Origin of the sequence: Akkermansia muciniphila (assembly GCF_900184965.1) — a bacterium.
GTDB classification, from domain to species: domain Bacteria; phylum Verrucomicrobiota; class Verrucomicrobiia; order Verrucomicrobiales; family Akkermansiaceae; genus Akkermansia; species Akkermansia muciniphila_A.
This window is the reverse complement of sequence record NZ_FXYA01000214.1, coordinates 139,712-164,502: the sequence shown is the minus strand read 5'-3', so window position 1 is coordinate 164,502 and position 24,791 is coordinate 139,712. Positions and strand designations below refer to the sequence as shown.

18 protein-coding genes are annotated in these 24,791 nt (G+C 54.0%); 7 read left to right on the top strand and 11 right to left on the bottom strand.

The window, feature by feature from the left end:
- Together CI070_RS10605 and CI070_RS10600 are read right to left on the bottom strand one after the other, a co-directional pair.
- Entirely contained in the window at positions 1-3,384 is a 3,384-nt protein-coding gene (locus CI070_RS10605) for a DNA methyltransferase (RefSeq protein ID WP_094135827.1), read from the bottom strand.
- Positions 3,385-3,401: 17 nt separating this feature from the next.
- Complete coding sequence (locus tag CI070_RS10600; RefSeq protein WP_094135825.1) at positions 3,402-6,296, bottom strand: SNF2-related protein; 2,895 nt, start codon at positions 6,294-6,296, stop codon at positions 3,402-3,404.
- An 828-nt stretch (positions 6,297-7,124) separates the two neighbouring features.
- Between CI070_RS10600 and CI070_RS13210 the strand changes: the two genes are divergently transcribed.
- Entirely contained in the window at positions 7,125-7,715 is a 591-nt protein-coding gene (locus CI070_RS13210) for a GNAT family N-acetyltransferase (protein ID WP_143245536.1), read from the top strand.
- Here CI070_RS13210 and CI070_RS10585 read toward each other — a convergent pair.
- The 5 genes from CI070_RS10585 to CI070_RS10560 all read right to left on the bottom strand — a co-directional run bounded on the left by CI070_RS10585 (position 7,606) and on the right by CI070_RS10560 (position 12,172).
- Entirely contained in the window at positions 7,606-8,850 is a 1,245-nt protein-coding gene (locus CI070_RS10585) for a tyrosine-type recombinase/integrase (RefSeq protein ID WP_094135818.1), read from the bottom strand. The genes CI070_RS13210 and CI070_RS10585 overlap by 110 nt on opposite strands.
- Before the next feature lie 228 nt (positions 8,851-9,078).
- Positions 9,079-10,239, bottom strand: a complete 1,161-nt coding sequence (locus tag CI070_RS10580; RefSeq protein ID WP_094135816.1) for an MFS transporter — start codon at positions 10,237-10,239, stop codon at positions 9,079-9,081.
- 223 nt (positions 10,240-10,462) lie between these two features.
- Positions 10,463-10,843 (bottom strand): NADH-quinone oxidoreductase subunit A, encoded by a 381-nt coding sequence (locus CI070_RS10575; protein ID WP_012420587.1) that lies wholly within the window; start codon positions 10,841-10,843, stop codon positions 10,463-10,465.
- Positions 10,844-11,116: 273 nt separating this feature from the next.
- Positions 11,117-11,305: a hypothetical protein gene (locus CI070_RS10565; RefSeq protein WP_143245535.1), complete on the bottom strand. Its 189-nt coding sequence runs from the start codon at positions 11,303-11,305 to the stop codon at positions 11,117-11,119.
- A gap of 27 nt (positions 11,306-11,332) precedes the next feature.
- Entirely contained in the window at positions 11,333-12,172 is an 840-nt protein-coding gene (locus CI070_RS10560) for a Cof-type HAD-IIB family hydrolase (RefSeq protein WP_094135811.1), read from the bottom strand.
- A gap of 546 nt (positions 12,173-12,718) precedes the next feature.
- On the opposite strand from CI070_RS10560, the gene CI070_RS10550 reads away from it, so the two are divergent.
- A complete protein-coding gene (locus tag CI070_RS10550) occupies positions 12,719-14,071 on the top strand; it encodes an ankyrin repeat domain-containing protein (RefSeq protein ID WP_179218325.1) in 1,353 nt (450 codons plus the stop codon).
- A gap of 13 nt (positions 14,072-14,084) precedes the next feature.
- On the opposite strand, the gene CI070_RS10545 is transcribed toward CI070_RS10550, so the two are convergent.
- The 3 genes from CI070_RS10545 to CI070_RS13205 all read right to left on the bottom strand — a co-directional run bounded on the left by CI070_RS10545 (position 14,085) and on the right by CI070_RS13205 (position 16,918).
- On the bottom strand, positions 14,085-15,872 hold the full coding sequence (locus tag CI070_RS10545) for a sialidase family protein (protein ID WP_094135805.1): 1,788 nt from the start codon (positions 15,870-15,872) through the stop codon (positions 14,085-14,087).
- 96 nt (positions 15,873-15,968) lie between these two features.
- Positions 15,969-16,742: a GDSL-type esterase/lipase family protein gene (locus CI070_RS10540; protein ID WP_094135803.1), complete on the bottom strand. Its 774-nt coding sequence runs from the start codon at positions 16,740-16,742 to the stop codon at positions 15,969-15,971.
- Positions 16,739-16,918: a hypothetical protein gene (locus CI070_RS13205; RefSeq protein ID WP_094135801.1), complete on the bottom strand. Its 180-nt coding sequence runs from the start codon at positions 16,916-16,918 to the stop codon at positions 16,739-16,741. Before CI070_RS13205 ends, CI070_RS10540 begins: the two co-directional genes overlap by 4 nt.
- A gap of 460 nt (positions 16,919-17,378) precedes the next feature.
- On the opposite strand from CI070_RS13205, the gene pflB reads away from it, so the two are divergent.
- Positions 17,379-19,646, top strand: coding sequence for a formate C-acetyltransferase (pflB, locus tag CI070_RS10530; protein ID WP_094135797.1), 2,268 nt, complete (start codon positions 17,379-17,381; stop codon positions 19,644-19,646).
- Positions 19,647-19,662: 16 nt separating this feature from the next.
- Entirely contained in the window at positions 19,663-20,442 is a 780-nt protein-coding gene (gene pflA / locus CI070_RS10525) for a pyruvate formate-lyase-activating protein (protein WP_094135796.1), read from the top strand.
- A gap of 73 nt (positions 20,443-20,515) precedes the next feature.
- On the opposite strand, the gene CI070_RS10520 is transcribed toward pflA, so the two are convergent.
- A complete protein-coding gene (locus CI070_RS10520; RefSeq protein WP_179218324.1) occupies positions 20,516-22,441 on the bottom strand; it encodes an LpxL/LpxP family acyltransferase in 1,926 nt (641 codons plus the stop codon).
- A 282-nt stretch (positions 22,442-22,723) separates the two neighbouring features.
- Between CI070_RS10520 and ykgO the strand changes: the two genes are divergently transcribed.
- From ykgO to CI070_RS10505, 3 genes are all read left to right on the top strand, one after another.
- A complete protein-coding gene (gene ykgO, locus CI070_RS10515; RefSeq protein WP_065529996.1) occupies positions 22,724-22,888 on the top strand; it encodes a type B 50S ribosomal protein L36 in 165 nt (54 codons plus the stop codon).
- 87 nt (positions 22,889-22,975) lie between these two features.
- Positions 22,976-24,139 carry a homoserine O-acetyltransferase MetX gene (metX, locus tag CI070_RS10510; RefSeq protein WP_094135792.1) on the top strand — a complete coding sequence of 388 codons (1,164 nt, stop codon included), beginning with the start codon at positions 22,976-22,978 and terminating at the stop codon, positions 24,137-24,139.
- Between the two features lie 152 nt (positions 24,140-24,291).
- A complete protein-coding gene (locus CI070_RS10505; protein ID WP_094135791.1) occupies positions 24,292-24,702 on the top strand; it encodes an OsmC family protein in 411 nt (136 codons plus the stop codon).
- Positions 24,703-24,791 lie beyond the last annotated feature (89 nt).

Genomic DNA, 24,791 nt, shown 5'->3' with positions numbered 1-24,791 from the left:
TTATGCGTTCTCGCCATCCCACATGCGTTTCATAAACTCTTCTTCGATGAGGCGGACCTTCCAGTTCTCGTCATCCAGCTTCAGATTGGGCAAATTGTTGCTGCCGTTGACGTAGATGGTGTCGAACTCGAAATCGCGGGTGCTGATGCGATTCTTCTGGAACCATTCATCCAGCATCAGGTTGTCCTGCTCGATGTCGTCGGTGAGCTTGCGCCAGACAACTAAAACCTTTTCCTGCTGGCCATTGTTGGGATTGGTCGGGTCCTTAGGTACCCAGCCCTCGACCTTGCGGAACCACCATGGGCCGTTTTCGTCCAGACGGATGCGGCCATCCACCACCAGCTTGGTGTTCTGGTCTTCGGGTAATTCCGGGTCCGTAATGCGCTTGAAGGTCGCTTGGAAGGTCTGTGGCACAGAGATGTGCAGCACACGCAGGCCGATCAGATAGTTGAAGGTCTCGATCAGATCGACCGCACGGGTGGCGTACTCGTCCGTTCCCGGCTTCTTGACATCCAGGGTGTAGCGGCAAGGATCGGCAAAGGCGTCTATATTGAGCAACGACTGACTACCCCGTGTCTCCACATCCAGCAGGTAACGGAGCATGTAGTCTTCCTTGAGCGCAGGATTGGTCGCCACCGCCTTTTTACGCTGGGAATTATGGTCGAAGCGCAGGTTGTTGAGTGTGTCCTCGTAGGATTCTAGACGGAGGTATTTACAAAGCCCTCCACCTTTCCATTCAGTTTGCTTGGAAATCCCTGATTTATCTCCACCAAAAACATTTTTGATTCGAAGAATACTTTTGTCGTCGAAGTATTTCTCTGCGTCGATGGCAATGAATTTTCTTCTAAGTTTCATTGCAACAGCTGCAGTAGAGCCTGACCCTGCAAAGTAATCCAAGATAATATCTCGTTCGTTTGAACACCACTCGATGAGGCGCTTCATCAGCTGTTCAGGTTTTTTCCCTCTTGAGAGAGTTACTCCACCTTCGTTTGCTAAGTCTGCTTTTGGAATTTCTCCATGTGACCAATGGTCAGTAATTTTGTTTTCTTTGAGTATTGTATTCCCATCAAGCTTTGCACTATCACGTAGCCAAACAAATATCTGACCATTAAAATAGTAGAGCGTAATGTTTTTCCCAGCAAAACGTCCTCTTGATACAAGATAGTCCGCTGAATAAAGTCCAATTTTGCATAATGATAATATTCTATTTTGAAACTCGTTTTCCTTCTGAACACTAGTTAATCTAAAAACATTCCTAAAATTAGAGATATACTCTCGATTAATCTCGTCCTTGCGCTCAACGAAATTGCGAAGTGATATTGTATCTATCTGGAAGTTCTCGTGACGATATATCTTGACATCTTCCCCGGTTGATGGTGCCACAAAAGACTCCACAAGCTCACGATCGCCAGCATTGCTGAGTATTTTGTTATAGCGTTTCAGTGTCTCAAACTCTATTTCTCGCTCATATTGTACATCGTTCATAGCAGACTTGTCTGAGCTGTAAACTAGGATATGCTCCTTTGTATTAACAATCTTCCCACCTTGACCCAGTCCAGAACTTCCTGATCGTTCATACGCAACATCGGCAACAAAATTATCATGTGACAGAATTTCCTCAAAAAGAAGCCTCAGTTTAGCTGCCTCTTCATCATCTATACTTGATATATAGTTATATGTTTTGGCAAGTAGGGGTATTGATGCGCAAACTCTGCTCTGGATAAACGAAAGCCAAGAAGAGTGTTGGTAGGCATCTTTATACATGAAATCGTCACCACCCGTGTTATATGGTGGGTCGATGTAAGTAAGGCGAATCTGCTTTGCGTATCGTTCGAGAATTAAAGTCATTCCTTGAAAATTGTCTCCATTTATCAGCAGGCCATCGCACTGCTCATCGAAGTTCTCAATGGACGCCACCAGACGGGCCTTGAAGCTGTCATTGAAAAAGCGGGTATCCAGCACCAGCTTGTTGTTGGCCTTGAGGAACTCGACCGTCAAAGGCCGTGAGAACCCTGGGCTGTGCAGATCGGCCTGGATCTCGTCGATGGCAAACAGCTTGATCCACTCTTCACACTGCGCATCACAGGCCGCCACTTCCGCGAAGAGTTCCTCGGGAACCCGGTCGAGGGTGATGCAGTAGTTGGTTTCAATAATGAACTTCTTCTTGAGCCAGAGCTTTTTCTGAAAACCCTCAAGCTGGCCCAGAAAGTCGATCAGTTTGTCCGCGATTTTGCGCAGCACCTTGATCTTGGCCAGATAGCTTTCGACCGCCGGAGCTTCGGCGTTTTCAATGTCATCGAGGCGCATGACCTCGTTCTTAATGTAGAAGTCCAACTCCCGTCGCAGAAAGCCGCCCAAGTCTTTATGGATAAAATAGTCCATGGTGTTGCGGGCGGTGTACTGGTTCACGTACTTGGCCAGCACGGGGCGCTCCTTGTTGCTGTCGGTCGGAGCGGGGACTTTGCACAGACGCAAATATTCTGCGACCTGTTTTTCGTGTTCGCCACCAGCAGTAGCCATGGCTTGGAGACGCTCCAGTATGGTCTTCACCGCCTCGGCGTTGCGCTTGTCCCGCCAGGTGTTTTCTTGTCCGGTTTTTTCCGGGTCGGGCCGGTATTCAAAATTGACGACCAGCTCGCCGGTTTCGGTCAAGGCGACGGGATTTTCGGCATGCAGAATGAAGAAACGCTTGTTGGCCTCGGAAGCCTTGACGTTGCCATGCTCGCCCTCGGTGGCTTCAACGACGCGAAAGTGGACTTTAATCGGGGAACCGTCCTCGGCACCGAGCATGATACCGATCTGATTTTGCTGTCGCAGAGCGCGGATCTCTTGCGCCTGCCGCAAATCGAAGGTGAAGTTGGAAAAATACTCGGTGCTCTTGATGTAATACTGGTCGGCATTGGCCCAGTGCAGTTTTACTTCCTCACCGTTGTACGGCACGGCAAAGGGAGCAGCCTTGCCGGATGTCTCCCGGGTGTAATAGCGGCGGGAGATAAAGTCGCCATCGTCGTAGTAGCGCTCAAAGAAGCGATACAGGTGGTCATACACATCGGCCTCGGCGCTGGCCATATCCTTGACAGCTTCCAGAGCGTCTTTGGCCTTTTTGACTGGCTCGGTCTCTTCCGGATTGGGAGCGCCAAAATCCTTGGCGGTCTGAATGGTCTTCTCATAGGCGGCCTGTAGCTCGGCCTTGCGGGCCTCGTCCACATCACCGAAGGCATCTGCCACGATTTTCAGCAGGTCAGTGGCGATGAATTCCTGAACTTCCTGCGCCTTGGCATGCATGATGCGGTAAAAGCCGAAATCGAGGTCCGGCTGGTCGAGCTGAAACAGCTCGGAAAGCTTTTTCAAAAGGCGGCTGCGAAGTTGTTCGGTAGATGGCATGGTTATCTCCTGGTTCCTTAAATTACGCTCCACCGGATGGTGAACACCGGCGTGACAGTTGTTTTTTGTTGCATACGTTTTTCGAGAGATTCCACGAGGCGGTCCCTCTTTTCAGCAATCTCGTCCTCTATTTCAAAAATACGTTCGCGTAAGGCGCGTTTCTTACGCTCAAGCTTGGCTATTTCTTCCTGCAGGTTGTGCTGCTCCTCGATGGTGGGAGCTTGGCGACTGCGCCGTTGCAAGTCGCGGATTTGACGTTTGGTATCGTCCAATTCTTTTTGCGTCGCCATTTCCATGTCTTCGGCCCATTTGTCGAGTTGGTCACGGGCCTCGGAGAAGTGACGGTTGTTCTCCTCCAGGTTTTTGGCCAGGGTTGCCTTGGCATGGCGCACCTGATCCCCCATGAGGCGTTCTTTGGCAGAATTCGGAATCTCGGCAATGCTACGAACCTGACCGCTGCAGTTGAACAGCTTTTCGCAGGTTTCCTGGTCAATATTGTTGCCTGCATCGTCCATTCCCGAAAAAAGCAGATATTCCTCGGAATCGAATGACTCGATGTGCATATGCTGGAGGCTCAGCCAGCCGGATCTATCCCTGAGGCGCTCCACCACCGCGATGCGGGTAGAGTGCCCGGAAATATCAAAAACAACTTCAGCGGGCGGACAAGGTCGCTTTGAAGCCTCATGAATGACGTATTCCCCTAGTGGATGGTTCAGGCGATACAGGTATTCGCCGGGCACGTTTTCCTGAGTTTTGGAAATCAGGTGATAACGACCATGTGAAACATGAGCGACCGGGCTGTTTTGCAGGGTGAAGGAGAAGTCCTGATCGTCAAACGTAGCATGATTTTGCAATGTGTGCCGTGTGACGGCCCAAAACAAGTGGCCAATACGGTCGAGACGCTCTTGAGTCCCATCTAGATTCACTTTCAGGCGGTCGTGTACATCCTCGTCGAAATGCTCCAGCAACATTTTCCGTGTGTCGCGCATCTTGGTCTGGATCTGTTCGTCCAGTTCCTTCTGCAGCTTCTCGAACGCAGACTGAATTTCTTCTTCACTTCGACACCCTTGGTAGATTTCCAGAATGCGGCGTTCAAAATCCATACCGGCTTCGATGGAGCCGAGAACATCATCACTGGCACCAAATACTCCGGTAAACAGATTAAATTTCTGTTCCAGCAGTTCATGGACACGCCTGTCGGCCTCGTTACGCTCGTTGAGGAAGTTGATAACGACCACGTCGTGTTTCTGTCCGTAACGGTGGCATCGCCCAATCCGCTGTTCGATACGTTGAGGATTCCAGGGCAGATCAAAGTTAACGATGGCGGAACAGAACTGAAGGTTAAGGCCTTCAGCACCGGCCTCTGTCGCGATCAACACACTTGCCTGGTCACGAAAACGATCAATGATTGCAGCTCTGAGGTCTACCTGACGAGAGCCGGTTGCCCTACCTGATTCTTTATTGGCAACAAGCCACTCCTGATAAATCTTGCCGGAAGCATCATCCTTGTTGGTGCCATTGAAGGTTAGAACCTGACCGGCATAGCCGTTCCCTTCGAGGAAATCTTTCAGCCAGCTCTGGGTTCGCCGGGATTCGGTAAAGATGACGACCTTTTTGGCCGCGCCCATTTCATCCATGACACTGAAGCCGATATCTAAAGCCTTTAGGAGTGCTCGGGTTTTTGTATCAATACCGAGGCTTCTGGCCCAGCGGATATAGTCGGTCAGCTCGTTAATTTCGGCATTGAGCTTTTCCAGATTGACCTTCTTGATCTGCGGCTCATGTGTTTTCTCTGGCATTGGGGTTTCATCGTCCAGAGATGTATCCTCCTGGTCTTCGAGAATTTCATCAAGAAGGTCGTCATCAATTTCTTCACCGAAAATCAACAGATCCAGAGCACTTGCATTCTGCTTGGCTTCGTCCATCAGTTTCAGCAGGCGATCACGCATGATCTCAAGTGTCCCGGCAACGGCGTGGGGCGAGGAGGCCAAAACTTTTCGAACAAGCAGTATTAGGAGATGTTTCTGTCCGAATGGGAGAGCATAGGTTTCGTCTCGCATGAGATAGCTGGAAACTGCCTCATATAGTTTGTGCTCCTGCTCCGTAGGCTTGAACGGCCTGGTAATGAGCTTGCGTTCGGTGTAGCGCACGAATTCGATGACCTGGCTGCGAAGTGAACGCCAGCAGAATGCGCCTAAGCGTTCCTTCAGGCTAGAGATATCACCGCCATAGTTGATGTACTGCGTTCGGAAAGATGCCAAGTTACCAAACAACCTGTCATCGATCAGGGTCGAAAGGCCATAGAGTTCGAGAAGGGAGTTTTGCAACGGAGTTGCCGTCAGAAGGAGCTTTTTGCGCTCTTCTATTGCCCAGCGGATACGCTGGCCCAGTCGGTTGCTTTCCCGGTAGGCATTACGGAGCTTGTGCGCTTCATCAATAACCACAAGATCCCAGACAATCTCTTTGAGATCTTCTGCCCGGCTGGCGGCAAAATGCATAGAGCAAATAATGATTTGCTTGTCCCTGAACGGATTTGCCCTCCCAAGCTTTTGCTGCTCCTTATAGTTTTTTGCATCCAGAATGATGGATGGCAGGTTAAACTTTTCGGAGAGCTCTTGCGCCCATTGCTTCCGGAGAGAGGCTGGGCTAATTACCAGAATGTTTCGTCTGCGTTCCGCCCAGTATTGACATAGCACAAGACCTGCCTCGATGGTCTTGCCAAGGCCAACCTCGTCAGCTAACAGTACACCCTTTGAAAGGGGGGAGCGTAATGCGAAAAGGGCTGCTTCAATCTGGTGAGGATTCAGGTCTACACATGCATCAAATAGCGCACGACCAAGACGGTCGACACCGGTGCCGCCGACCCGGCTCAATTCATGCGCGTAGTAACTTGCATGGTAATTTGTAATCATGCTTCCGAATCCTTCTTATTACAATCAGCTGTGATACCAGCCTTCACCCACTCGTCATCCCCTTCTTTCTTGAACTTCTAAAGACGGCTCATGCGCTGGGCGTATATCGCATGTTTCTCGATTTATATATTTAGGCAAGGACCAATTGTCAAACGCTTTCGTCCGTATAAGCCCGCAAACGTGTTGACTCATGAGCCAGGACGCTGGAGAAAAATCGAAGGAAGAGAAAAACCTATTGGTTGCCTCAAAATATGAGGACGATGGAAGGCATGAGCAAAAAGTCCAGCTAAGTAAACCAATCAAGGCCCCCCGAAGATGAGCAAGGCCAGCATCGTAGAGTACACCCGCCAAAAGAGACACTTTTATAGGAGCTCTTGGCGGCGGTGCAGGAGCCGCTCACTTGGCAAAACATCTCGGAGCAGGGGACACAGCTACCGCACTGACCGGTATCCTTGGAATGGGAGCTGGAGATCTCAGCGGTGTACTGCTAGGTTCATCTGTTGCAAATGCTGTTGTTCCTCCTGCCACCGAGGGCGCTCCGAAGGCTGAAGCGCAAGCATCCTACGCAAACACAGGCTCATCGCCAGCTGGCTATACTGCCGACCCGGATGAAGATTTCAGCGATGACGATCTCGACCAGTACGCTTCGGCTCCTCCACATCAAGGCCCACCCAGGCCAGCCAATCAGCTTGTCCGGCGTCCCGTCACGAACACCCTGCTCCTTCCCCAGGTATAGTTCCAGCAGCAAGTAAATCCGGAGCCCCACCTGCAGGTAATCTCGACGATCTTTCGCTCAAACTGCAGGGAACTATCAATGATGCCCTCGATATGCAGGCCAAACAGGCGCACACAGTCGATTATATCGCGTTCCCATCGCCCGGCATAAAGTCTGCTTATGATCTTTCAGGACGCATGGAAGCGCAGGCCATTATGGAGCGCATCTACAACGAAGATCCCAGCTACTGGCCCTACGGTCTCGGTATTCCCGGACACGACGGCGTCTATCTTATTCGCGATAAGATGACCAAGCAGGCCGCCGGCTTTGTCGGATGGCAACAAATGTTGGAGGGAGGCAGACTTATCGGCTCGTACTCCATCGGCATTCTCCCGGAATACCGGGGACTCGGTTTCGCCAAGGAAGCTGTCGCGAAGATTTTGCGTGAGAAGGCTGCCGGGGTCGATATTACCGGTCTTGCAGGGACAAGTCTTGGTGGTAAAACACGAATTTATCTCGTCTTTTGTTCCGGCAAAACACTTAACCATGCTTCACCTTCGGCAGCACGGACTCCTTCCCGGAAATGCTTTTCCGTCATGTTGGTTCCCGAATGCCCGAGCCCCATGGATCCCAGGGGATATCGTGTGTTTTGGCGGCTGCGTATGAGGCGAACGAATGGCGCAGGGCATTGCGTGGTAACGTGATGCCCGCAATTTCTGCCAGTTTTTTGAGGCAACGTCCATGGTGGTTCTCGTATAATCTGTCAATTTCGTCAGGAGACGGTTCATGCTCTGCCAAGGCAAGCCAGACCTTGGCTGCGGCAGGGAGTGGAACAAAACGTTGTTTCCCGGTTTTGGCTATGGAGGCTGAGACAAATACTTCATCCTTTTCATCAAGGATGTCATCCGGTGTTATTCTGACGCATTCGGAACGGCGCAAACCGCAAAAGGCAGCCAAGACTAATCGGAACAACATTCCTCTGTCGTGATCAAGTGCAGCTTGCAGGAGTTTCTTTAGCTCAGGTGGAGAAATGATGCCAATCTGGACAGATTCCGCTCTCGGAGCAAGCGTCCTTTCAACCGGGTTATACGCAATGAGGTCCCTGCTCTGGGCCCAGACAAAGAATCCATGCAGGGTTGTACGGTAACGTCGTTTGGTAGCATTACTGAGTGATTGTTTCCGATATCGGAATGAAGCCAGCTTTTCTTCAATCATGTCCGGCGTTATCTGGTTGAGCGGGAGCTCTTCCCATCCCTGTGACCATTTTTCCAGTTCCATGACCATGCTGTCATGATGGGCTTTCTTGATCAGGTTTGATTCAAGCTTCTTGCCGATAACTGTCTGACATTGTTCTGCAAGAACACCAAACTTTCTTTTGAAATCGACTTTGATCTGTTCTGTTTTATTGGCAAGAAATCTGGTCAGAGAAAACAAATTGGTCAGTTCCTCCAGCCTGTCCAGATTTTCCTCGTCCGTACGCGTTACCATCCAGTTGCCATTAGCATCTTTCCGACCATAAATCGCTCCACTGGCTATTTCCTGCTTCAGGGTTTGCAACGCTTCCCGGACAACCAGATATAAAGGGAGAGAAGTTTGCTGAGTTACTTCATCATAGATGTTCCTGAATTCTCTCCATAAAACAATGGCGTTGTAGTCATGTTCATCTACATGTTCCCACCATTCCTGCTTTCGCAAGTGCTCCAGTAGCATATCGTCCAATGATTGATGCTGAAGTCGTTGATATGCTTCCAATGCCTCTTCATAGGAATCAAAGAGTCGGTGATTATGACGATCTCCCGACATGCCGCGCACCAGCCATTTTCTCTTTCCCTGGTGCATTCTCGGGGAAAGAGAGGCATGAGAGCCGTACTGTCTTTTCGGGATCTTTTCACGGTTGAGAGTATCCCATGGATCACTTAGATTGACAAACTCAAAGTGTGTATAGTCATTTAACTTATTGATAATAAGTACACAGATTCAGACTTAGGATCTGGTGCCGAAAGGCGTACAGGTTCGAGTCCTGCCAGACGCACCATGTTCATAATAGAGGCATATCATTAACAGTGATTACCTATATTTCTTGAGATAAGGGGCAATGAAAGCCGTCCCCAGTCCAACCAGAGCAATCAGGGAGAAGGACCACCGGAGGGAAGAAGCATGGGCGATATGTCCGATGACCGGAGGCCCCAGCAGGAATCCCAGAAAGCCGATGGTAGAGACGGAAGCCAGCGCCATGCTGGGAATCATTTTCCGGGATTTCCCGGCCATGCTGTAGCAGAGCGGGACAATGGAAGAGGTGCCAAAACCCACCAGCAGGAAGCCCAGCGTGGCTGACCACAACATCGGGAACAAGACGGAGACCAGCAACCCGGAGGAAATGAGGATGCCGCTGGCGCGCAGAACCCGCACAGGCCCGAAGCGCATCACCAGGCGGTCTGCCGTAAAACGCCCCAGGGCCATGGTGCTCATGAATGCCACGTAGCCTATCTGCACCAGCCCCGGGCCGGGGTTTACTACGCTTTCAAAATACACGCCGCTCCAGTCAAACATGGTTCCTTCGCTCACCATGCTTCCGAAGGCGATCAGCCCGATGAGCAGTACATAGGCATCCATGCTCCGGAACATGCCGCCGCCCTGGGAGGAGGAACGCCGGGCATCCCTCGGCAGAAGAGAGGGGGAAAAAACGGCCAGAATAATCATGCATATCAGAAAAATGGCGATGAAGTGCGTCTCCGCAGAGATATGCCAGTCCACCATGGCAGCTCCCAGCAAAGCGCCGAAAAAACCCGCCAGGCTCCATAACCCGTGAAACCGGGCCATGATGCTGCACTGGTACAGCCGTTCCACTCCCACTCCCTGCGTATTGACGGATATATTCGTCAGATTGGCGGCTACCCCAAAGAAAAACAACCCGGCCGCCAGTTCCCAGAAAGACCCCGCCATCCCCAGGCATACAAGCACGGCAGGATAAAAGACGGATGCCGCCATCAGTATTTTCCGGCTGCCGCAGCGGCCAACCAGGTAACCGGACAGCGCCATGGCGGACATCTGCCCCACCGGAACGGCAAAGAGCACGGAGCCCAGGTCGGCATCGTTCATCCCCAATGCGCTTTTAATATCCGGGATGCGGGAGGCCCAACTGGCGAATACCAAACCCTGAAGAAAATAAAAGGCGCTGACCGACAGGCGGTAAACACCTTGCGTGGTTTTGGGAAGAGGCACATTCATGCTGCATTTCCTGACTGCGCAAACGCTACCCCTATTCCCTTTTCCTGGCAAGAGAAATCATCTTTTATACAATAAGATGTTACATGCAAAAAAGTCATCCGGGAAAAGGACAGGATTTACGGATATTTCCCCCCCGCCATTTTTCCAAAGCAATTTTTCTTTCACATAAAAAAACGCCGTATTCCTCATGGAACACGGCGTCAGGGAGAAGGAACAAAAACGGTCAACGGGGATCGTGGTGCCAGTTCAGAGCACCCTTGCCCAGCGCATACAGGTAGGCCACCAGCAAAATGCCGATAAAAATGCACATGGCCGTGAACGATTCCGGATTCATCATAATATAGTCCCGGAAATTGACGGCCCAGGGATAGAGGAATACTACTTCCAAGTCAAAAATGACAAAGAGCATGGCCACCATATAGAATTTCACGGAGAACATGGGGGCTCCTTCCCCCATGGGAATCATCCCGCATTCATAGGGGATGTCCGCAGGTTTGCGCACGGAAGAACGTTTGCCCATCAAGATACTGAGCAACAAGATCATGCCGGCCAGCCCCAGGGCGGCCGCCACCTGCACGAGCACTGAAAAAAATTCCTGATTCATGACGTCTGGCACGGATGTACCACAGACATTCCGGAAAAGCAAAACTAAAAAGGGCAACAGCTTTCATGCTGACGGGAGAGACGGGGAAATTCCGTCTCCCGCCCTGCCAGATAGTACAAAGGCAACAAGTCCGTTTCATGGAGGCGCCAACGGAATCCTGAGGGAAGATTTTCCCCTGCACGCAGAAGGCAAACCGGGCATTTTCCGGTGAAAACGCGGAGCGGCACCAGCCGACAACGGGAAGCGCCCCCTTCATTGCCGCGAATAACAGGATTATGCTCCCATCAAATGGAACATCCACCTCCCGGCCGCTTCCATCAAAATAATGCACCCCGCTAATATTCCCAAAAAAATCCCCGCCAACTTGAGCAGCAGAAATCCCATTCCCAAAAAAAAACCGCCTATGCAAGCGAACACGGCCATCACCAGCATCTCAAAAAAATCTGACAAGAACATCAGCATAACCCTGATTTCATTCCTCCCTGGCAATTAGGAACGGGGTCTTCTGCAATCCCCGGCCCTTTCCTGCAGAGAACGGGCTTCCAACATCTTTTCAAGTATCTGCATCACTCCGTTTTCCTCATTGGACGGCGCCTCGAGAGCAGCCATGGAACGGATTTCCGGCACGGCATTCGCCACGGCATAGCTGAAGCGCGCCTGCCGCATCATCGGGGCGTCATTCATCTGATCGCCGAACACCATCGTCTCCTCCGAAGAAACTCCCAGTTTCCGCTGAATCAATTCCAGGGCGGCCCCCTTATTGGCCTCTTTCCGGCTGATATCCATCCATTTCTCTCCGGACACCGCCACCTGGAAACCATGTTCCAGATGTTTCAACCGGGGATAACTGTTTTCCCCGGCGCCCAGAAAATCATACACTGCTATTTTCAGAAATCTGTCCCTCTGCACATCCAGCAGATTCCCCACTTCTTGACAGCGTGTGTAATATTTGCGGGCCTCCCGGACGAATTCCGGCTGTTTGTCCTCAATATATGCGGAATCCCGCCCTGCGAGGACGATGCAGGTCCCTTCAATGCGCCTGATCCCGGCAATCAAACCGGCTACCGTTTCATGATCCATATCCAGAAGCAGCCACTCTTCTCTCCCCTCCGCCGCATAGGCGCCATTCTCGGCAATGAACAGCATCCGGTCCGCCACAGGGGCAAAGGTTCGTAGCAACCCGTCATACTGGCGTCCGCTTGCCGCCGCAAAACGAATGCCGCGAAGCTCAAGCTCCTTAAACAAGGGAAAAAACGCAGGGTCCAGCTCTCCCTTTCCATTAAGCAGCGTCCCATCCATATCGGACGCAATAAGTTTGACGGAATCCATAACGTTGCCAGAATCATCGTTTGTCCTCTCTTCCAAGGCAAGAGCGGCTTCAGACAGCACGGACCGGACTATGAAAGGAGAAAGCAGCGGGCCAACAGCGGAGATAGAGTTTTCCCCTTCGTCTTACGGGAAACTTTCCATTTCTTCCATCAACCTCCGTTTCCTTTATTTTACCGTGATTGCAACAACGACAAATGCAAATAATTTGAAATCAACAGCACATCTGCAATATCTAACATATTATACCGGATTGCAAATCCGGATACAATTCAAATAACTGGAACTAAATGATCCACGCCATAAACCCCATAACTTTTTTGAAAGCCAGGTCATGACACCATATTTTCCGTTTCCTTCGTAATTCGCTTTATCCACGGGTTCTTTTCCTAGATAAAGCGGAAAAAATTCTCCTCCGGATTTGCAATCCGCCACCCGAATTCCCGCCTCATTTGCCCCGGGCATTCTTTACTCATACGATTTTTTCATTGCCCGTAGTTATGGATTCCTGCATCATGGCGTTTCGCAGTACCCCTGCTTATGATACACATGACTTTAAGAAAGAAAACTCTCTGGTTTCTTGGAGCTTTGAGCTTTTTTGCCCCTCTTGCCGCAGGGTTCGCTATCTTCTGGCTCAACAGGAATAATTCTTCTTCCGTGGAATGGAATTTCAACCCCATCTGGACAAAATCGGAAAAAGAACAAATTCTTACCGCTGCGAACTTCACAGCCCATCGGAATCCGGAACGTTTCATTTACCGCGGGCTTTCCCTCAATTCACGCCATATTGACTGGCACATGTTCTCCGAGGTTTCCATGCGCCAATATATGCAGGACGAAATCAGGGAACGGCTTCAGATGATACGGAACACGGCGGAAAGCGCAGACGGCCGCTGCATCACTCCCTCCCATGAAACCCTGCTGCATCTTGCCGCCGGGCTCGGAGAAGTGCAGTTGCTGAACCGCCTTTTACAGCGCCATGCGGACCCGAACGTTCAGATTATCCTGCCGCAACAGGCTTTTCCCTCCATCCCGAACTCCGAACAGGGAAATACCCCCCTGACTTACGCCTGCCAGCCAGGCATGGACGATTCCATTCCCCTGCCGGTGCATAACAGGCTCTCCTGCATTCATCTCCTGATTCAACACGGTGCGGATGTGAATAAACCGGGGCCGCTGGGCTGGCCGCCCATCGTCATCACCTGCGTGTCCGGCATTGGAGGAGCGCCTTATGAGGAAACGGCCCTGTTTCTCCTGAAATGCGGTGCGGATATTTCCCTCCAGCCTGAATTGAAAGGCCAAAAAACAAGCCTTCTCACCTGGGCCGCGGCCGCCGGATACCCACGGCTGATCCGCAAGCTCTGCGAAGCCGGGTATGATCCCAATTTCCGCGGGGAGATGGCCCCTCCCCTTCTTTCCCTGAATCTGAACACTCCGAACACCGCACTGCAAACAGCACATATTCTGCTGGAATACGGAGCGGACGTGAATGCGGCCATGCCCGCGTCCACAACCCTGCCGGAAACCGCGGGGGATACGGCCCTGCTGAACCTGTGCCGCCAGCTGGCTTTCATTGATGTGTCCTACCTCCCTCAAATCAGGGAGCTGGTCAGTCTCTTCATCAGCAAGGGAGCGGACGTCAACCATCAAAACGCCGCAGGAGAAACTCCCCTCATGGCGTGCTGCCAGGGCATGCTGCTGGGAGACGATTCCCTGGACCGGCTGAAACTGGGTATCGCGCGTCTTCTGCTAGACCACCACGCAAACCCCTCCCTGAGAGACAAACACGGACGCACAGCCCTCCAGCGGACAGGCAGCCGGTCAAACGAACATCTCCAAATGGTGCTGAAATACCTGCCGGAATTAAGCGCTCCGCCGCTGCCGAAGAAGGAAAACCGCTGAATCCCGCCGCTCTTTACTTCACCCGGGCATTCACCGTATCCAGCAGAATGCCGGCATCCGGTTGGGAACCGGTGCTGATGAAATGAATATAGCTGGCTCCGTTGGGGGATTTATTAGCCATCTTCAACGTTCCGGCCTTCTTTCCGTCCAAAGACACCACAGCCTGAGCCCCCTGCCACAGAAGGGAAATTTCATGCCACGCGCCGGGCGTGAAAGGCACTTTTTTCATCCCCAGCAACAGATGGGGCGCAGGTCTCAGCCTGATCGGGAAGGTGAACAGGGCATAATCCTTTGTGGTGGAATCACAGGCATTGAACAGCCGGTCCGTCAGAGAGACCTGAAGGCCGGAATCATCCGCCTGCTCCCCGTCCGCTGCACGGAAGCGGAATTTGACCAACCCTGTAGTTCCGTTCGGAAAGTTCCAGGAAGCTCCGCCGTTCCGGTAATCCACATTGGATTTTTCATTGACCAGTTCGGGATCATTCAGACGCTTGATTTGCAGAACCTTTTTCGCGCCTCCGGACGGGTCCGGGACCAGCTCTGCGGAAGGCTTGCGGTTATAACTGCAATGGCCTTTTTTCTGGGGGATATAAGTATGAATGGTCCACTGGGAATCCAAATCTTTCCCCGTCTGCGTGGCGCGCGTTTTGGCCCCTACCCAGCGGCGGTCCACAATAACCAGGCGGCGGTGGTTTTTATGCTGCCCCAGGGAAATAAGGATGCGGTTTTTGTCCAGCTGCACCATTTCGCTCTGGTGCTTGCCGCGGTCTTCCGGACCATCCAGCGTAGCATAGCCGGGATGGTTGCGGTGTTCGTCCAGGATAATCTCCCGGAACCCGTACCAGGTTTTGCCCTCGTTCCCGGACATGGCAATGTGGTGGGAATCACGGTTCGTGAACACGTCCTCCCACGTTCCGTTGCCGGCTGTAGCGTTTTCAGGCAGGGGCATCGTATTCGTCCACAGGGAAACGATGGTTCCGTCATCCAGGCGACCCAACGTGTTCATGGTCAGGGTGCCGAAAAAGCGGGAAGGTTCCGGGCTGCTCCATGTTTCCCCGAAATCCCTGGAGAAAGCCTGCCACGCCTGGTCCTGGGAAGTGCGGGCAAGCGCCCACAACGTACCGTCCTTCATTTCCAAAACCGTGGCTTCCACGGCATTGTTGAACCATCTGACGCCCTGGTGGGGAGGCCTGGCTTCATGTCTGGGGGAAGTCACACCGTTCCTGGATACATGCCAGGTCAGCCCCCCGTCATCGGAAATATGGAACTTGGTGCCGCTGCCCATGTTGTGGAACGGCACGATCACCCTGCGTCCCTTGTTCACAAAAATGGGGGTGCGCATAATGCCGCCCAGTTTTTTCAGGTTTTTCCTCTTTTCCGGGTCTTTCCAGTCTTCTTCCAGTTTGCCGTCATTCGTGACGGCAAGCCACTTGCCGTCCAGCCCGCCCCTGGAAAGAAAAACAAAGCCTCCGATAGGCTGCACACGAATGAATTCCCTGGTCAGAGGGTTGCGCACAATAGCCGGGGATTCCTTGGGAATGCCGCCGTAGTTGGGAGGATAGCCGGCCGGAGCGGCCTTCATTTCCCATGTTTTTCCGTTATCCCTGCTCACCAGGTAATCCGGTTCCTTGCGGGTACCGGAATAATGGCGTATTTCACGGGAGTCCACACGGATAAGGCCGCGCCCCGCGTCAGCCGGCGGAATGGCGACAACTTCAGGCTCCGGAACGGGTGCAGCCTTCTGTTGGGCATAACAGCAACAAAAGGAACCGGTCAACAATGCAAACAACAGGTTTTTCATAAACTAAATAAAGGCCGTATATTTCCTCAACCGGGGCTTTCTCTTCAAGCGCAATTCCCGCTTTCCTCCAAAAGATCGTTCATCAGGACGCTTTCCCTACTGCTTCCCTCCCCGGTATTTTGCATCAAGCTTTTTCAAAAGCACGGCCAGTTCCTTTTCCAAAACCTCATACCCCCTGGCATTGGGATGCACCACATCCTTCATGAATTCATTCTTCGGGGAAACGCCGTCTGCGGAAAGAAGCGCCTTTCCCGGATTGGCAAAGAAAATGTTCTTTCCGTTATGCAGCCCCGCCAGAAGCCTGTTCGTCTGCTTTACCGGTTCCGCCAGGTTTTTCTCCTTCCGCGGGAGAACGCCCAGCAACAAAATTTTGGAAGAAGGGCATTTCTGGCGCACCAGGCGGACAAAAGCCCTGATATTGTCCGCACATGCCTGCGGCGTATCCTTGCGGTGCCCCAGATTATTGGTTCCCAGCAACACAATGACGACCCGCGGAGAAATGCCGTCCAGCTCCCCGTTTTGCACACGGTAATAGGCATTATCCACATAATCAAATCCAAAACCCATATTCGTCGCCGCATGCGGGCCGAATAATTTCTCCCAGGAACCCGCTCCCGTATTTTTTCCGTCACCGGAAGGCTCTCCTCCCCAATGGTGGGTAATGCTGTCCCCTATCATCACGTATTCAGGTTTGACGGTCCGGTTTCTTTTTTTAACGGCTTCATGCCGGGCATTCCAATCATACGGGTCCCGTTGATGGGGCTCCGGCTTCAGGGTAGCGGGCAACACGGGGGCCGGAACGGAAGATGCAGAAAACACCAGACAGTAAACCACCAGCAATATGGTGAGCATGCAGGATAGGAACTTCATGATAAAAAAGTGAAACCGGTTTTCATTTTAAGCAAATCCCGCCGGGCGATCAAGACCGCAGGCGGCACTTCCGCCGGCGGAATAAAAAAGACCACTGCCCGTCCGGCAAATCCCGCCATCATAAGACCCCAGGCAAACACCGCGTCCGGCCTTTTCCAAAATGCATTCCATTTCATCCATCTCCCGGCATCTCCTGGAACAGGAGCGATCTCCCCTTCTTATTCTACTTCCATCAGAGAAAGGGCAGTTTGCCGTACTTGCGATCCATTTTCTTCAGCAATACGCTCAATGACCTCCCCGCATGTCGTCCCCCCGGCACAGGGATACAGCCCATCCGCCGGCAGCCCGGGCTTTGCGGACACGCCTCCCTCCCCTGAAATTCCCCGCCGGGATTGGAGAAAAATACATTGTTTCCGCCACTTTCCCGCAATCGTATTTCCCCCCTCATCTCCCGTTCCGCAACGGACAAACAGGTGAAACATGCCAAGCCAACGCTCCCATATTCCGTTCACAAAGAATTAGCCTTGTTGTCCCCCGGAATTCACGATATAATTACGCGGCGCGGAGTTTTGCCGTTTCCGGCCTTTCAGGGGTTGCGGAACGTTTTTCTCCGGTCTTCTTCACTACATTCCATTTATGATCAGCATAGTAAAAGACTTGACGGAATCCACCGCCCTTCCGCAGGAATGGCGGGGATTCAAGCCGGGAGCATGGACGGAGTCCATTGACGTACGGGACTTCATCCAGCATCATTATACACCCTATTCCGGCAATGAAGAGTTTCTTTCCGGACCTTCCCAGCGCACGCTTCGTTTATGGGATGAACTGAAAGTCCTGCTGAAACGGGAAATAGACAACGGCGGCGTACTGGATGCTGATGAAGAAGTAGTATCCTCCATCACATCCCACAAGCCCGGCTACATTGACAAGGAACTGGAAGTGGTCGTAGGCCTCCAGACGGACGCCCCCCTGAAACGGGCCCTGATGCCCTTTGGCGGCCTGCGCATGGCCCAGCAGGCCCTGGAATCCTACGGGTTCAAGATGTGCGAGAAAACCGCGGATATTTTCAAAAAGATACGCAAAACGCACAATGAAGGCGTTTTCGACGCCTACACCTCCGACATCCGGGCGGCCCGTTCCGCCGGCATTATCACCGGCCTTCCGGACGCCTACGGCCGCGGCCGCATTATCGGGGACTACCGACGGGTGGCCCTGTACGGCACAGACAGGCTGATTGCCGAACGCCGCAAAGATCTCAAAAACCGTGAACATTCCCCCCTTACGGATGAGCTGATCCGTCTGCGTGAGGAAATGAGCGAACAAATACGCGCCCTGGAAGAACTCGCCCAGCTGGGCGCCTCCTATGGCTGCGACCTCACGCGCCCCGCCGCAAACGCCCGCGAAGCCGTGCAATGGACGTACCTGGGCTACCTGGCCGCCGTGAAGGAACAGAACGGAGCGGCCATGTCCCTGGGCCGTGTTTCCACTTTCTTCGACATTTATTTCACCCGCGACCTGGAACAGGGGCTCATCACGGAAGAGGAAGCTCAGGAAATCATCGACCAGTTTGTGATGAAGCTGCGCATCGTCCGTTTCATCCGCACGCCGGATTACAATAATCTGTTCTCCGGAGACCCCACCTGGGTGACGGAATCCATCGGCGGCATGGGAGAGGACGGGCGCACCCTCGTCACCCGCAGCTCCTTCCGCATGCTGCAGACCCTGTACAACCTGGGGCCGGCTCCGGAACCGAACCTGACCGTTCTGTGGTCCCGGGATCTGCCGGAAGCCTTCAAAAGCTTCTGCGCCAAGGTCTCCATTGAAACGTCCTCCGTCCAGTACGAGAACGACGACCTGATGCGTCCGCACTGGGGCGACGACTACGGCATCGCGTGCTGCGTGTCCGCCATGCGCATCGGCAAGCAGATGCAGTTCTTCGGAGCGCGCGCCAACCTCGCCAAGTGCCTTCTTTACGCCCTGAACGGCGGCGTGGATGAACTCAAGGGCAAGCAGGTGGCCCCGCCCTCCCCCCGCTATACGGAGGAAGTTCTCCACTATGATGAAGTGATGGCCCTGTACGACAAGATGCAGGACTGGCTCGCCAAAACTTACATTGACGCGCTGAACATCATCCACTACATGCACGACAAATACTGCTATGAACGCATTGAAATGGCGCTGCATGATCCGGAAATCCTGCGCACGATGGCCACGGGAATCGCCGGGCTTTCCGTGGCGGCGGACTCCCTGTCCGCCATCAAATACGCCACCGTGAAAGCCATCCGCAATGAAGAAGGGCTGATTGTGGACTTCAAGACGGAAGGGGAATTCCCCTGTTACGGGAACAATGACCCGCGCGTGGACGACATAGCATGCAGCCTGGTCAGCAATTTCATGGAAAAACTGCGCAAGCTCCACACTTATCGCAATTCCCTGCCCACCCAGTCTATCCTGACGATCACCTCCAATGTGGTGTACGGCAAAAAGACGGGCAACACGCCGGACGGCCGCCGCGCCGGGGAACCGTTCGCCCCCGGCGCCAACCCCATGCACGGCAGGGACAGGAACGGAGCCGTGGCCTCCATGCTCTCCGTAGCCAAGCTGTCCTATGACGACTCCCTGGACGGCATCTCCTACACCTTCTCCATCGTTCCGCAGGCCCTGGGCAAGGAGGAACGGGAACGCCGCGTCAAGCTCGTCTCCCTGCTGGACGCCTACTTTGCCGCTACAGGCCACCACATTAATGTGAACGTACTGGAACGGGAAACGCTTCTCGACGCCATGGACCACCCGGAAAAATACCCGCAGCTTACCATCCGCGTTTCCGGCTATGCCGTGAATTTCATCAAGCTGACCAGGGAACAGCAGCAGGAAGTCATCAACCGCACCTTCCACACCCGCTAACCCGGAAGACAAACGGATGCCGCAGGTTTTTCCACAAAACCATGACCCGGACGGGAAAAACTCCGTCACCGGGTTGGTTCATTCCGTGGAATCCTGCGGCACCGTGGACGGCCCCGGCATCCGCTTCGTCCTTTTCCTGTCCGGCTGCAGCCTGCGCTGCCGCTACTGCCACAATCCGGATACCTCCTACGTGCGGCGGGGCCGGACCAGAAGCGCGGATGATGTCCTCAGGGAAATAGCCCGTTACCGGGATTTTTTGCAGGCGGCGGGCGGCGGCGTTACCCTCTCCGGCGGGGACCCCCTCTTCCAGCCGGATTTTACCGGCGCCGTGCTGAAAGGCTGCCGGAAGCTTGGGCTGCACACCTGCCTGGACACCTCCGGCCATCTGGGCGCGAATGCAGACGAAAAAATGCTGGCGGATACGGACCTGGTCCTGCTGGATATCAAGGCATGGAATCCGGAACGGTACCGCGCCCTGACAGGCGGGGAACTGCGCCCTACGCTGGAGTTTGCGGAACGCCTGGCCTCCCTCCGCAAGCCCGTGTGGCTGAGGTATGTGCTGGTACCCGGCGTTACGGACAATCTGGAAGAAATTGAGGAACTCTCCCGCCATGCGGCACTCCTGGGCAACGTGGAACGCGTGGACGTGCTCCCTTTCCACCAGATGGGGAGATTCAAATGGGACGAATTGAAGCTGGATTATACCTTGAAGGACGTCCCGGAACCGTCCGCAGAACTTGTGGAACAGGTACGCGCCGTTTTCCGGCGGGAAGGCTTTCCGGATTGCGTGCATTAACCGGATTTGCGCGCCTTGGCGCCATCAACCGCAACAAACCCCGGATACAGGTATCTTCCCCCCCTTTCCCAAATTATTCCTTCCCGGAAATTTCCCGCAAAGCATCCAGTACTTCCCGCACGGCAATGTGACGGTTGCAGGGGACATCCCGGTCACATGTCTCCCGGAAGCAGGGGGAACAGCACTGGTGGCTGTAAAGGGAGCGGTTGAACGTGCCCATAGGGCGGTACACATCCGGAAGCCGGGTGGAAAACAGAGTCACCACCGGAAGCCCCCGGAAAGAACAGAGGGACGGGAAATCGCCATCCACGGCTACCGCCGCCGCAGCGCCGTCCATCACGGAGAACAGAGCCTCCGGCGTTCCCACCGCGAGCTCCACATTCAAATGTTCCGCCAGCGCGGCGGCGCGCTCCCGGTCTTCTTCCAAAGCCGCCAGCACCGTCCTGCCCGGCAGAAGGGAAACCAGCTCCGTCCACTGCTCCCTGCTCCATTCACTGGCGCTCCCCAGACGGGAAAACGGAGCAATTAAAATGGGGGCGCCTTCCGCCGGGGCCGCTTTTTTCACAGGGAACAAAGACGGTTTGCCGACGTCCAGCCCATGCAGCCCACCCAATTGCAGATACAGCTGCACCCGGTGCACCGGGGGGGCGGCGCGCAGGACGGGGGCCTTTACCCGGAATTTGTATTTCCGGGCGCCGGGATGCGTGTCCAGCCCGGAGAACATCATGGGGCCATACGGTTCCAGCGCTTTCAGGGTTTCCATATCTCCATCCAGCATGACGCCCAGATCCAGCGGGCCTTCATTGTAAAATTCATCTGCCGCCAAAGCTTCCCGAAGCTGCTTCAGGGAATCGTGCGGCAGCACATGGGTAATTTCCGGCACCGTCTTCCATATCCCCAGCTGGGCAGACGGGCAGATGACGTTCACCTGCATGTCGCACCGGACGGTTTTCAGGGCACGAATCAGGGGAACAGTCGCCAGGGCTTCATCCAGCGCCCCGGGAACGGCTACCAGAATGCGGTACGGCTTCAGCTCCATATTTTCCAGAAGCGCAGCCGTTTTTTTATCCTGCGGAGCAAAGCGGTCAACGGATTTCCAGCGGTGGTGCATCCAGAACACATCCAGCACGGATTCCCGGATCAACGTTTCCAGCCCCCTGTTCACTTCAATAGTATCTCCCGCCAGAGAGCCGTCCGACCCGGAAAAATCCACCACATTCCCCATATCCGCTATCCAGTGTCCGGGAGCGTCCGTGCGCACCGCTATGGCCACCATGTCCGCGCCCGTCCTTTTTCTCAGCAGAGCGGGCAGCGGAGTCGTGCCGGTCACCTTGCCGAAGAAGGGGACATACACCCCCTCCCATACAAACTGGTCGCTCAGCACGCCCAGGGCCCCTCCTTCCTTGAGCATTTTCATGGGCGCCTTAATGCCGCCCTCCTTGGAGAACATCTGAGTTCCACGTTCCGTGCGCCGCTGGTACACGTATTCCTCCATCAGCGGATTGTCAAACTGGCGGTACATGGACCCGTAACGCTCCACCTCCGGGTAAAACGCGCGTATTCTCGCCAGCGCTTCCCAGTTGCCGGAATGGGCTATGGCGCAGACCTGCCCGCGCCCTTCCAGCACAGGCGCGGCAAACTGTTCGTGCCCTCCGACCGTCACGCAATGTTTCAGCTGCTCATCCGTCAGGGTGGCCGTCTTCGCGGAACACAGGAAATTGGCAATAGTCCTTTTGAAATTTTCCCTGCTTAATTTCTGCAATTCCCTTCCGCGCAGGGCCGGATTCAAAACGATGCGCAGGTTTCTTTCCACAATGTTCCGGCGCTGGGGAAGCAAATGCCACGCCACGGCCCCTGCCACGCGCCCCAGACGGTACAGCGTTTTCATGCCCACGAGCTTCAACAGCCCTTCCATGAGCAGAAACCCTTTCATTCCCAGATGATGAACAAACGCATTCCGGGAAGCCGGGGTGGAATCAGAAGAGGAAGAATCAGTCATAAGGAAACCGGAAAAGATGTTATACGAATCCCTTCCGGTCCACAAACCCTTTATTCCCCGACTGCCCCCATTCCCGCACTTTATCTTTTCGGATAAATCATGTCTTCTCAAAATTGTTCCGCCGGACCGGAATTCAAAGCCATCCATGCCCACGGCATATTCCTCACAAAAGCATCCCCGAGGAGACCGCATCTTACTTTTGGCAAAGAAATGACTTTACAATTCTTAACTAATCGGTATATTCCGTCTCCCGAACCGAACACCAAACCGGAGTTATACACCATGAAAGTTCTTTCTTCCTTAGCCTCTATGAAGCGCCGCCACGCAGACTGCCAAATCGTGAAGCGCAAGGGCACGCTGTATGTGATCTGCAAGAGCAATCCCAAGTTCAAGGCCCGCCAGGGCGCTACGGCAGGTACGCGCCTTTCCAAAAAGGGCGTCAAGTAATTCCCTGGCCCAGCACAGATTTCAAGAAGACCGCCGCCCGCCGGGTGCCGGTCTTTTTTTGCTGACCAAGCATCTTTCCGTACAACCATGCAGCCTCCTGCCGTCCAAACCAAATTCCTGCATCTGTCCAATTCATTCTCCCTGAGGAATGGAGCTACACTGGACAAGGTATGCGTCGCCTATGAACAGTACGGAAGCCTGACGCCGGAAAAAGACAACGCCATCCTGCTGTTCCATGCCCTTTCCGGCAGTCAGCACGCCTACGGCTACAATCCGGAAGTCCCGGGCACCGGCTCCCTCTGGAAACCGGAAAACCACGAAGGCTGGTGGAACAGCATCATCGGCCCCGGCAAGCCGCTGGACACGGACCGCTTCTGCATTATCTGCGCCAATTACCTGGGAGGATGCTACGGCACCACAGGCCCCGCTACCCCATGCCCTGCGGACGGCCAGCCCTACGGCTCCCGCTTCCCGCATGTGGAGGTCGCAGACCAGGCGCGCTTCCAGGCCCTTCTGCTGGACAGCCTGGGCATAGAACGCGTTCATCTTATGGGTCCCTCCGTGGGCGGCTTGATCGCCCTCAGCTTCGCGTGCCAGTTCCCGGAACGGGTACGGAGCTTCATTTCCATCGGTTCCGGTTACCGGGCTTCCATTGAACACCGCCTGTCCCTGTTCGAACAAATCCTGGCTATTGAGCTTGACCCGGATTTCCAGGGCGGAGATTATTACCGGGGGCCGGCGCCCAAAAAAGGGCTGGCGTTCGCCCGCATCATCGGCCACAAATCATTTGTTTACCAGGAGGGGCTGGAACAGCGCGCCAGAAAAGAGGTAGGTGGCCAATACGGCCTGCTCACGTGGATGACCCCCACCCGCAGCACGCAAAGCTACATGCTTCATCAGGGGACCAAGTTCGCGGAACGCTTTGACGCCAACTCCTATATCCGCATTGCGGATATGTGGGCGGAGTTCGACATCCGCGACCATACCCCGGACGGAACCTTTCAAACCGCCCTGGAAGGCTTCCGCCGCGCAGGGATTCCCGCGCTTGTCTTTTCCATTGATACGGACTGCTGTTTCCGCCCGGCGGAACAGCAGGATTTCGCGGCGCAGCTTGAAGCCGCCCATATTCCCACGGAGTTCCATACCATCGCTTCCACCAAGGGACACGATTCCTTCCTGCTGGAGCCGGAGCTTTATGCGGAACCCATCCGGCGCATTCTGACGGCAAAGCAGCCGAAGAGGTCGGCGTAAGCTTTTTCCCGCCGTGAGAAGGTAAAAAGAAAAAATTGACCATGTCATGGAGGAACGGCCGGGTTCCCTGCACCGCGGAACCACACGGCGCTTTCATATGAAAATAACCTGATTCGGATGAACCCGGACGGGGTTGCCGCTGTCAAACCTTCATGACTGATCATTATTATACCTCCGAAACGGAGAATGTCGGGCAATTCCGCTGCGAAACCACCTTTATTCCTTCCAACATCACTTTTGCCACGGACCTGCCCGCTTCTTTTGAAGGCCGCGCAGAATTCCCCTCCCCCGGCGTCATGCTCGGCTCCACGCTCGCCTCCTGCATGATGAGCCTTGTTTCCGTGGTCGCGGCCAGAAAAGGAGTGGATTTGAAAGGCATGCGCGTTCTGGCGCGTGCGGCGGAATCATCCAGGGGAATTGAAAAAATTGAACTCAAGGCCATTATGCCCCTGGAAGGCAGCCACCCTCTCCGCGCCATGCTGGAAAAAACCGCCATGTCCTGCCCTGTGCGCCAGGCGCTGCGGCCTGATTTGGAAACGCCCATTGAATGGGAATGGAAGTAAGCCGCCATCAGGGCCAAAAACTCAAGCTTGAAGTTATCCTCAAAATCCCGCCTGTTTATAAAAAAGCCGCTGCGGAATCATCCGCAGCG

Bases quoted from the DNA above. Each gene is read 5' to 3' on its own strand.
- CI070_RS10605 (WP_094135827.1), bottom strand. From the start codon at position 3,384: ATGCCATCTACCGAACAACTTCGCAGCCGCCTTTTGAAAAAGCTTTCC.
- CI070_RS10600 (WP_094135825.1), bottom strand. From the start codon at position 6,296: ATGATTACAAATTACCATGCAAGTTACTACGCGCATGAATTGAGCCGG.
- CI070_RS13210 (WP_143245536.1), top strand. From the start codon at position 7,125: ATGCAGGCCAAACAGGCGCACACAGTCGATTATATCGCGTTCCCATCG.
- CI070_RS10585 (WP_094135818.1), bottom strand. From the start codon at position 8,850: ATGCACCAGGGAAAGAGAAAATGGCTGGTGCGCGGCATGTCGGGAGAT.
- CI070_RS10580 (WP_094135816.1), bottom strand. From the start codon at position 10,239: ATGAATGTGCCTCTTCCCAAAACCACGCAAGGTGTTTACCGCCTGTCG.
- CI070_RS10575 (WP_012420587.1), bottom strand. From the start codon at position 10,843: ATGAATCAGGAATTTTTTTCAGTGCTCGTGCAGGTGGCGGCCGCCCTG.
- CI070_RS10565 (WP_143245535.1), bottom strand. From the start codon at position 11,305: ATGCTGATGTTCTTGTCAGATTTTTTTGAGATGCTGGTGATGGCCGTG.
- CI070_RS10560 (WP_094135811.1), bottom strand. From the start codon at position 12,172: ATGGATTCCGTCAAACTTATTGCGTCCGATATGGATGGGACGCTGCTT.
- CI070_RS10550 (WP_179218325.1), top strand. From the start codon at position 12,719: ATGACTTTAAGAAAGAAAACTCTCTGGTTTCTTGGAGCTTTGAGCTTT.
- CI070_RS10545 (WP_094135805.1), bottom strand. From the start codon at position 15,872: ATGAAAAACCTGTTGTTTGCATTGTTGACCGGTTCCTTTTGTTGCTGT.
- CI070_RS10540 (WP_094135803.1), bottom strand. From the start codon at position 16,742: ATGAAGTTCCTATCCTGCATGCTCACCATATTGCTGGTGGTTTACTGT.
- CI070_RS13205 (WP_094135801.1), bottom strand. From the start codon at position 16,918: ATGAAATGGAATGCATTTTGGAAAAGGCCGGACGCGGTGTTTGCCTGG.
- pflB (WP_094135797.1), top strand. From the start codon at position 17,379: ATGATCAGCATAGTAAAAGACTTGACGGAATCCACCGCCCTTCCGCAG.
- pflA (WP_094135796.1), top strand. From the start codon at position 19,663: ATGCCGCAGGTTTTTCCACAAAACCATGACCCGGACGGGAAAAACTCC.
- CI070_RS10520 (WP_179218324.1), bottom strand. From the start codon at position 22,441: ATGACTGATTCTTCCTCTTCTGATTCCACCCCGGCTTCCCGGAATGCG.
- ykgO (WP_065529996.1), top strand. From the start codon at position 22,724: ATGAAAGTTCTTTCTTCCTTAGCCTCTATGAAGCGCCGCCACGCAGAC.
- metX (WP_094135792.1), top strand. From the start codon at position 22,976: ATGCAGCCTCCTGCCGTCCAAACCAAATTCCTGCATCTGTCCAATTCA.
- CI070_RS10505 (WP_094135791.1), top strand. From the start codon at position 24,292: ATGACTGATCATTATTATACCTCCGAAACGGAGAATGTCGGGCAATTC.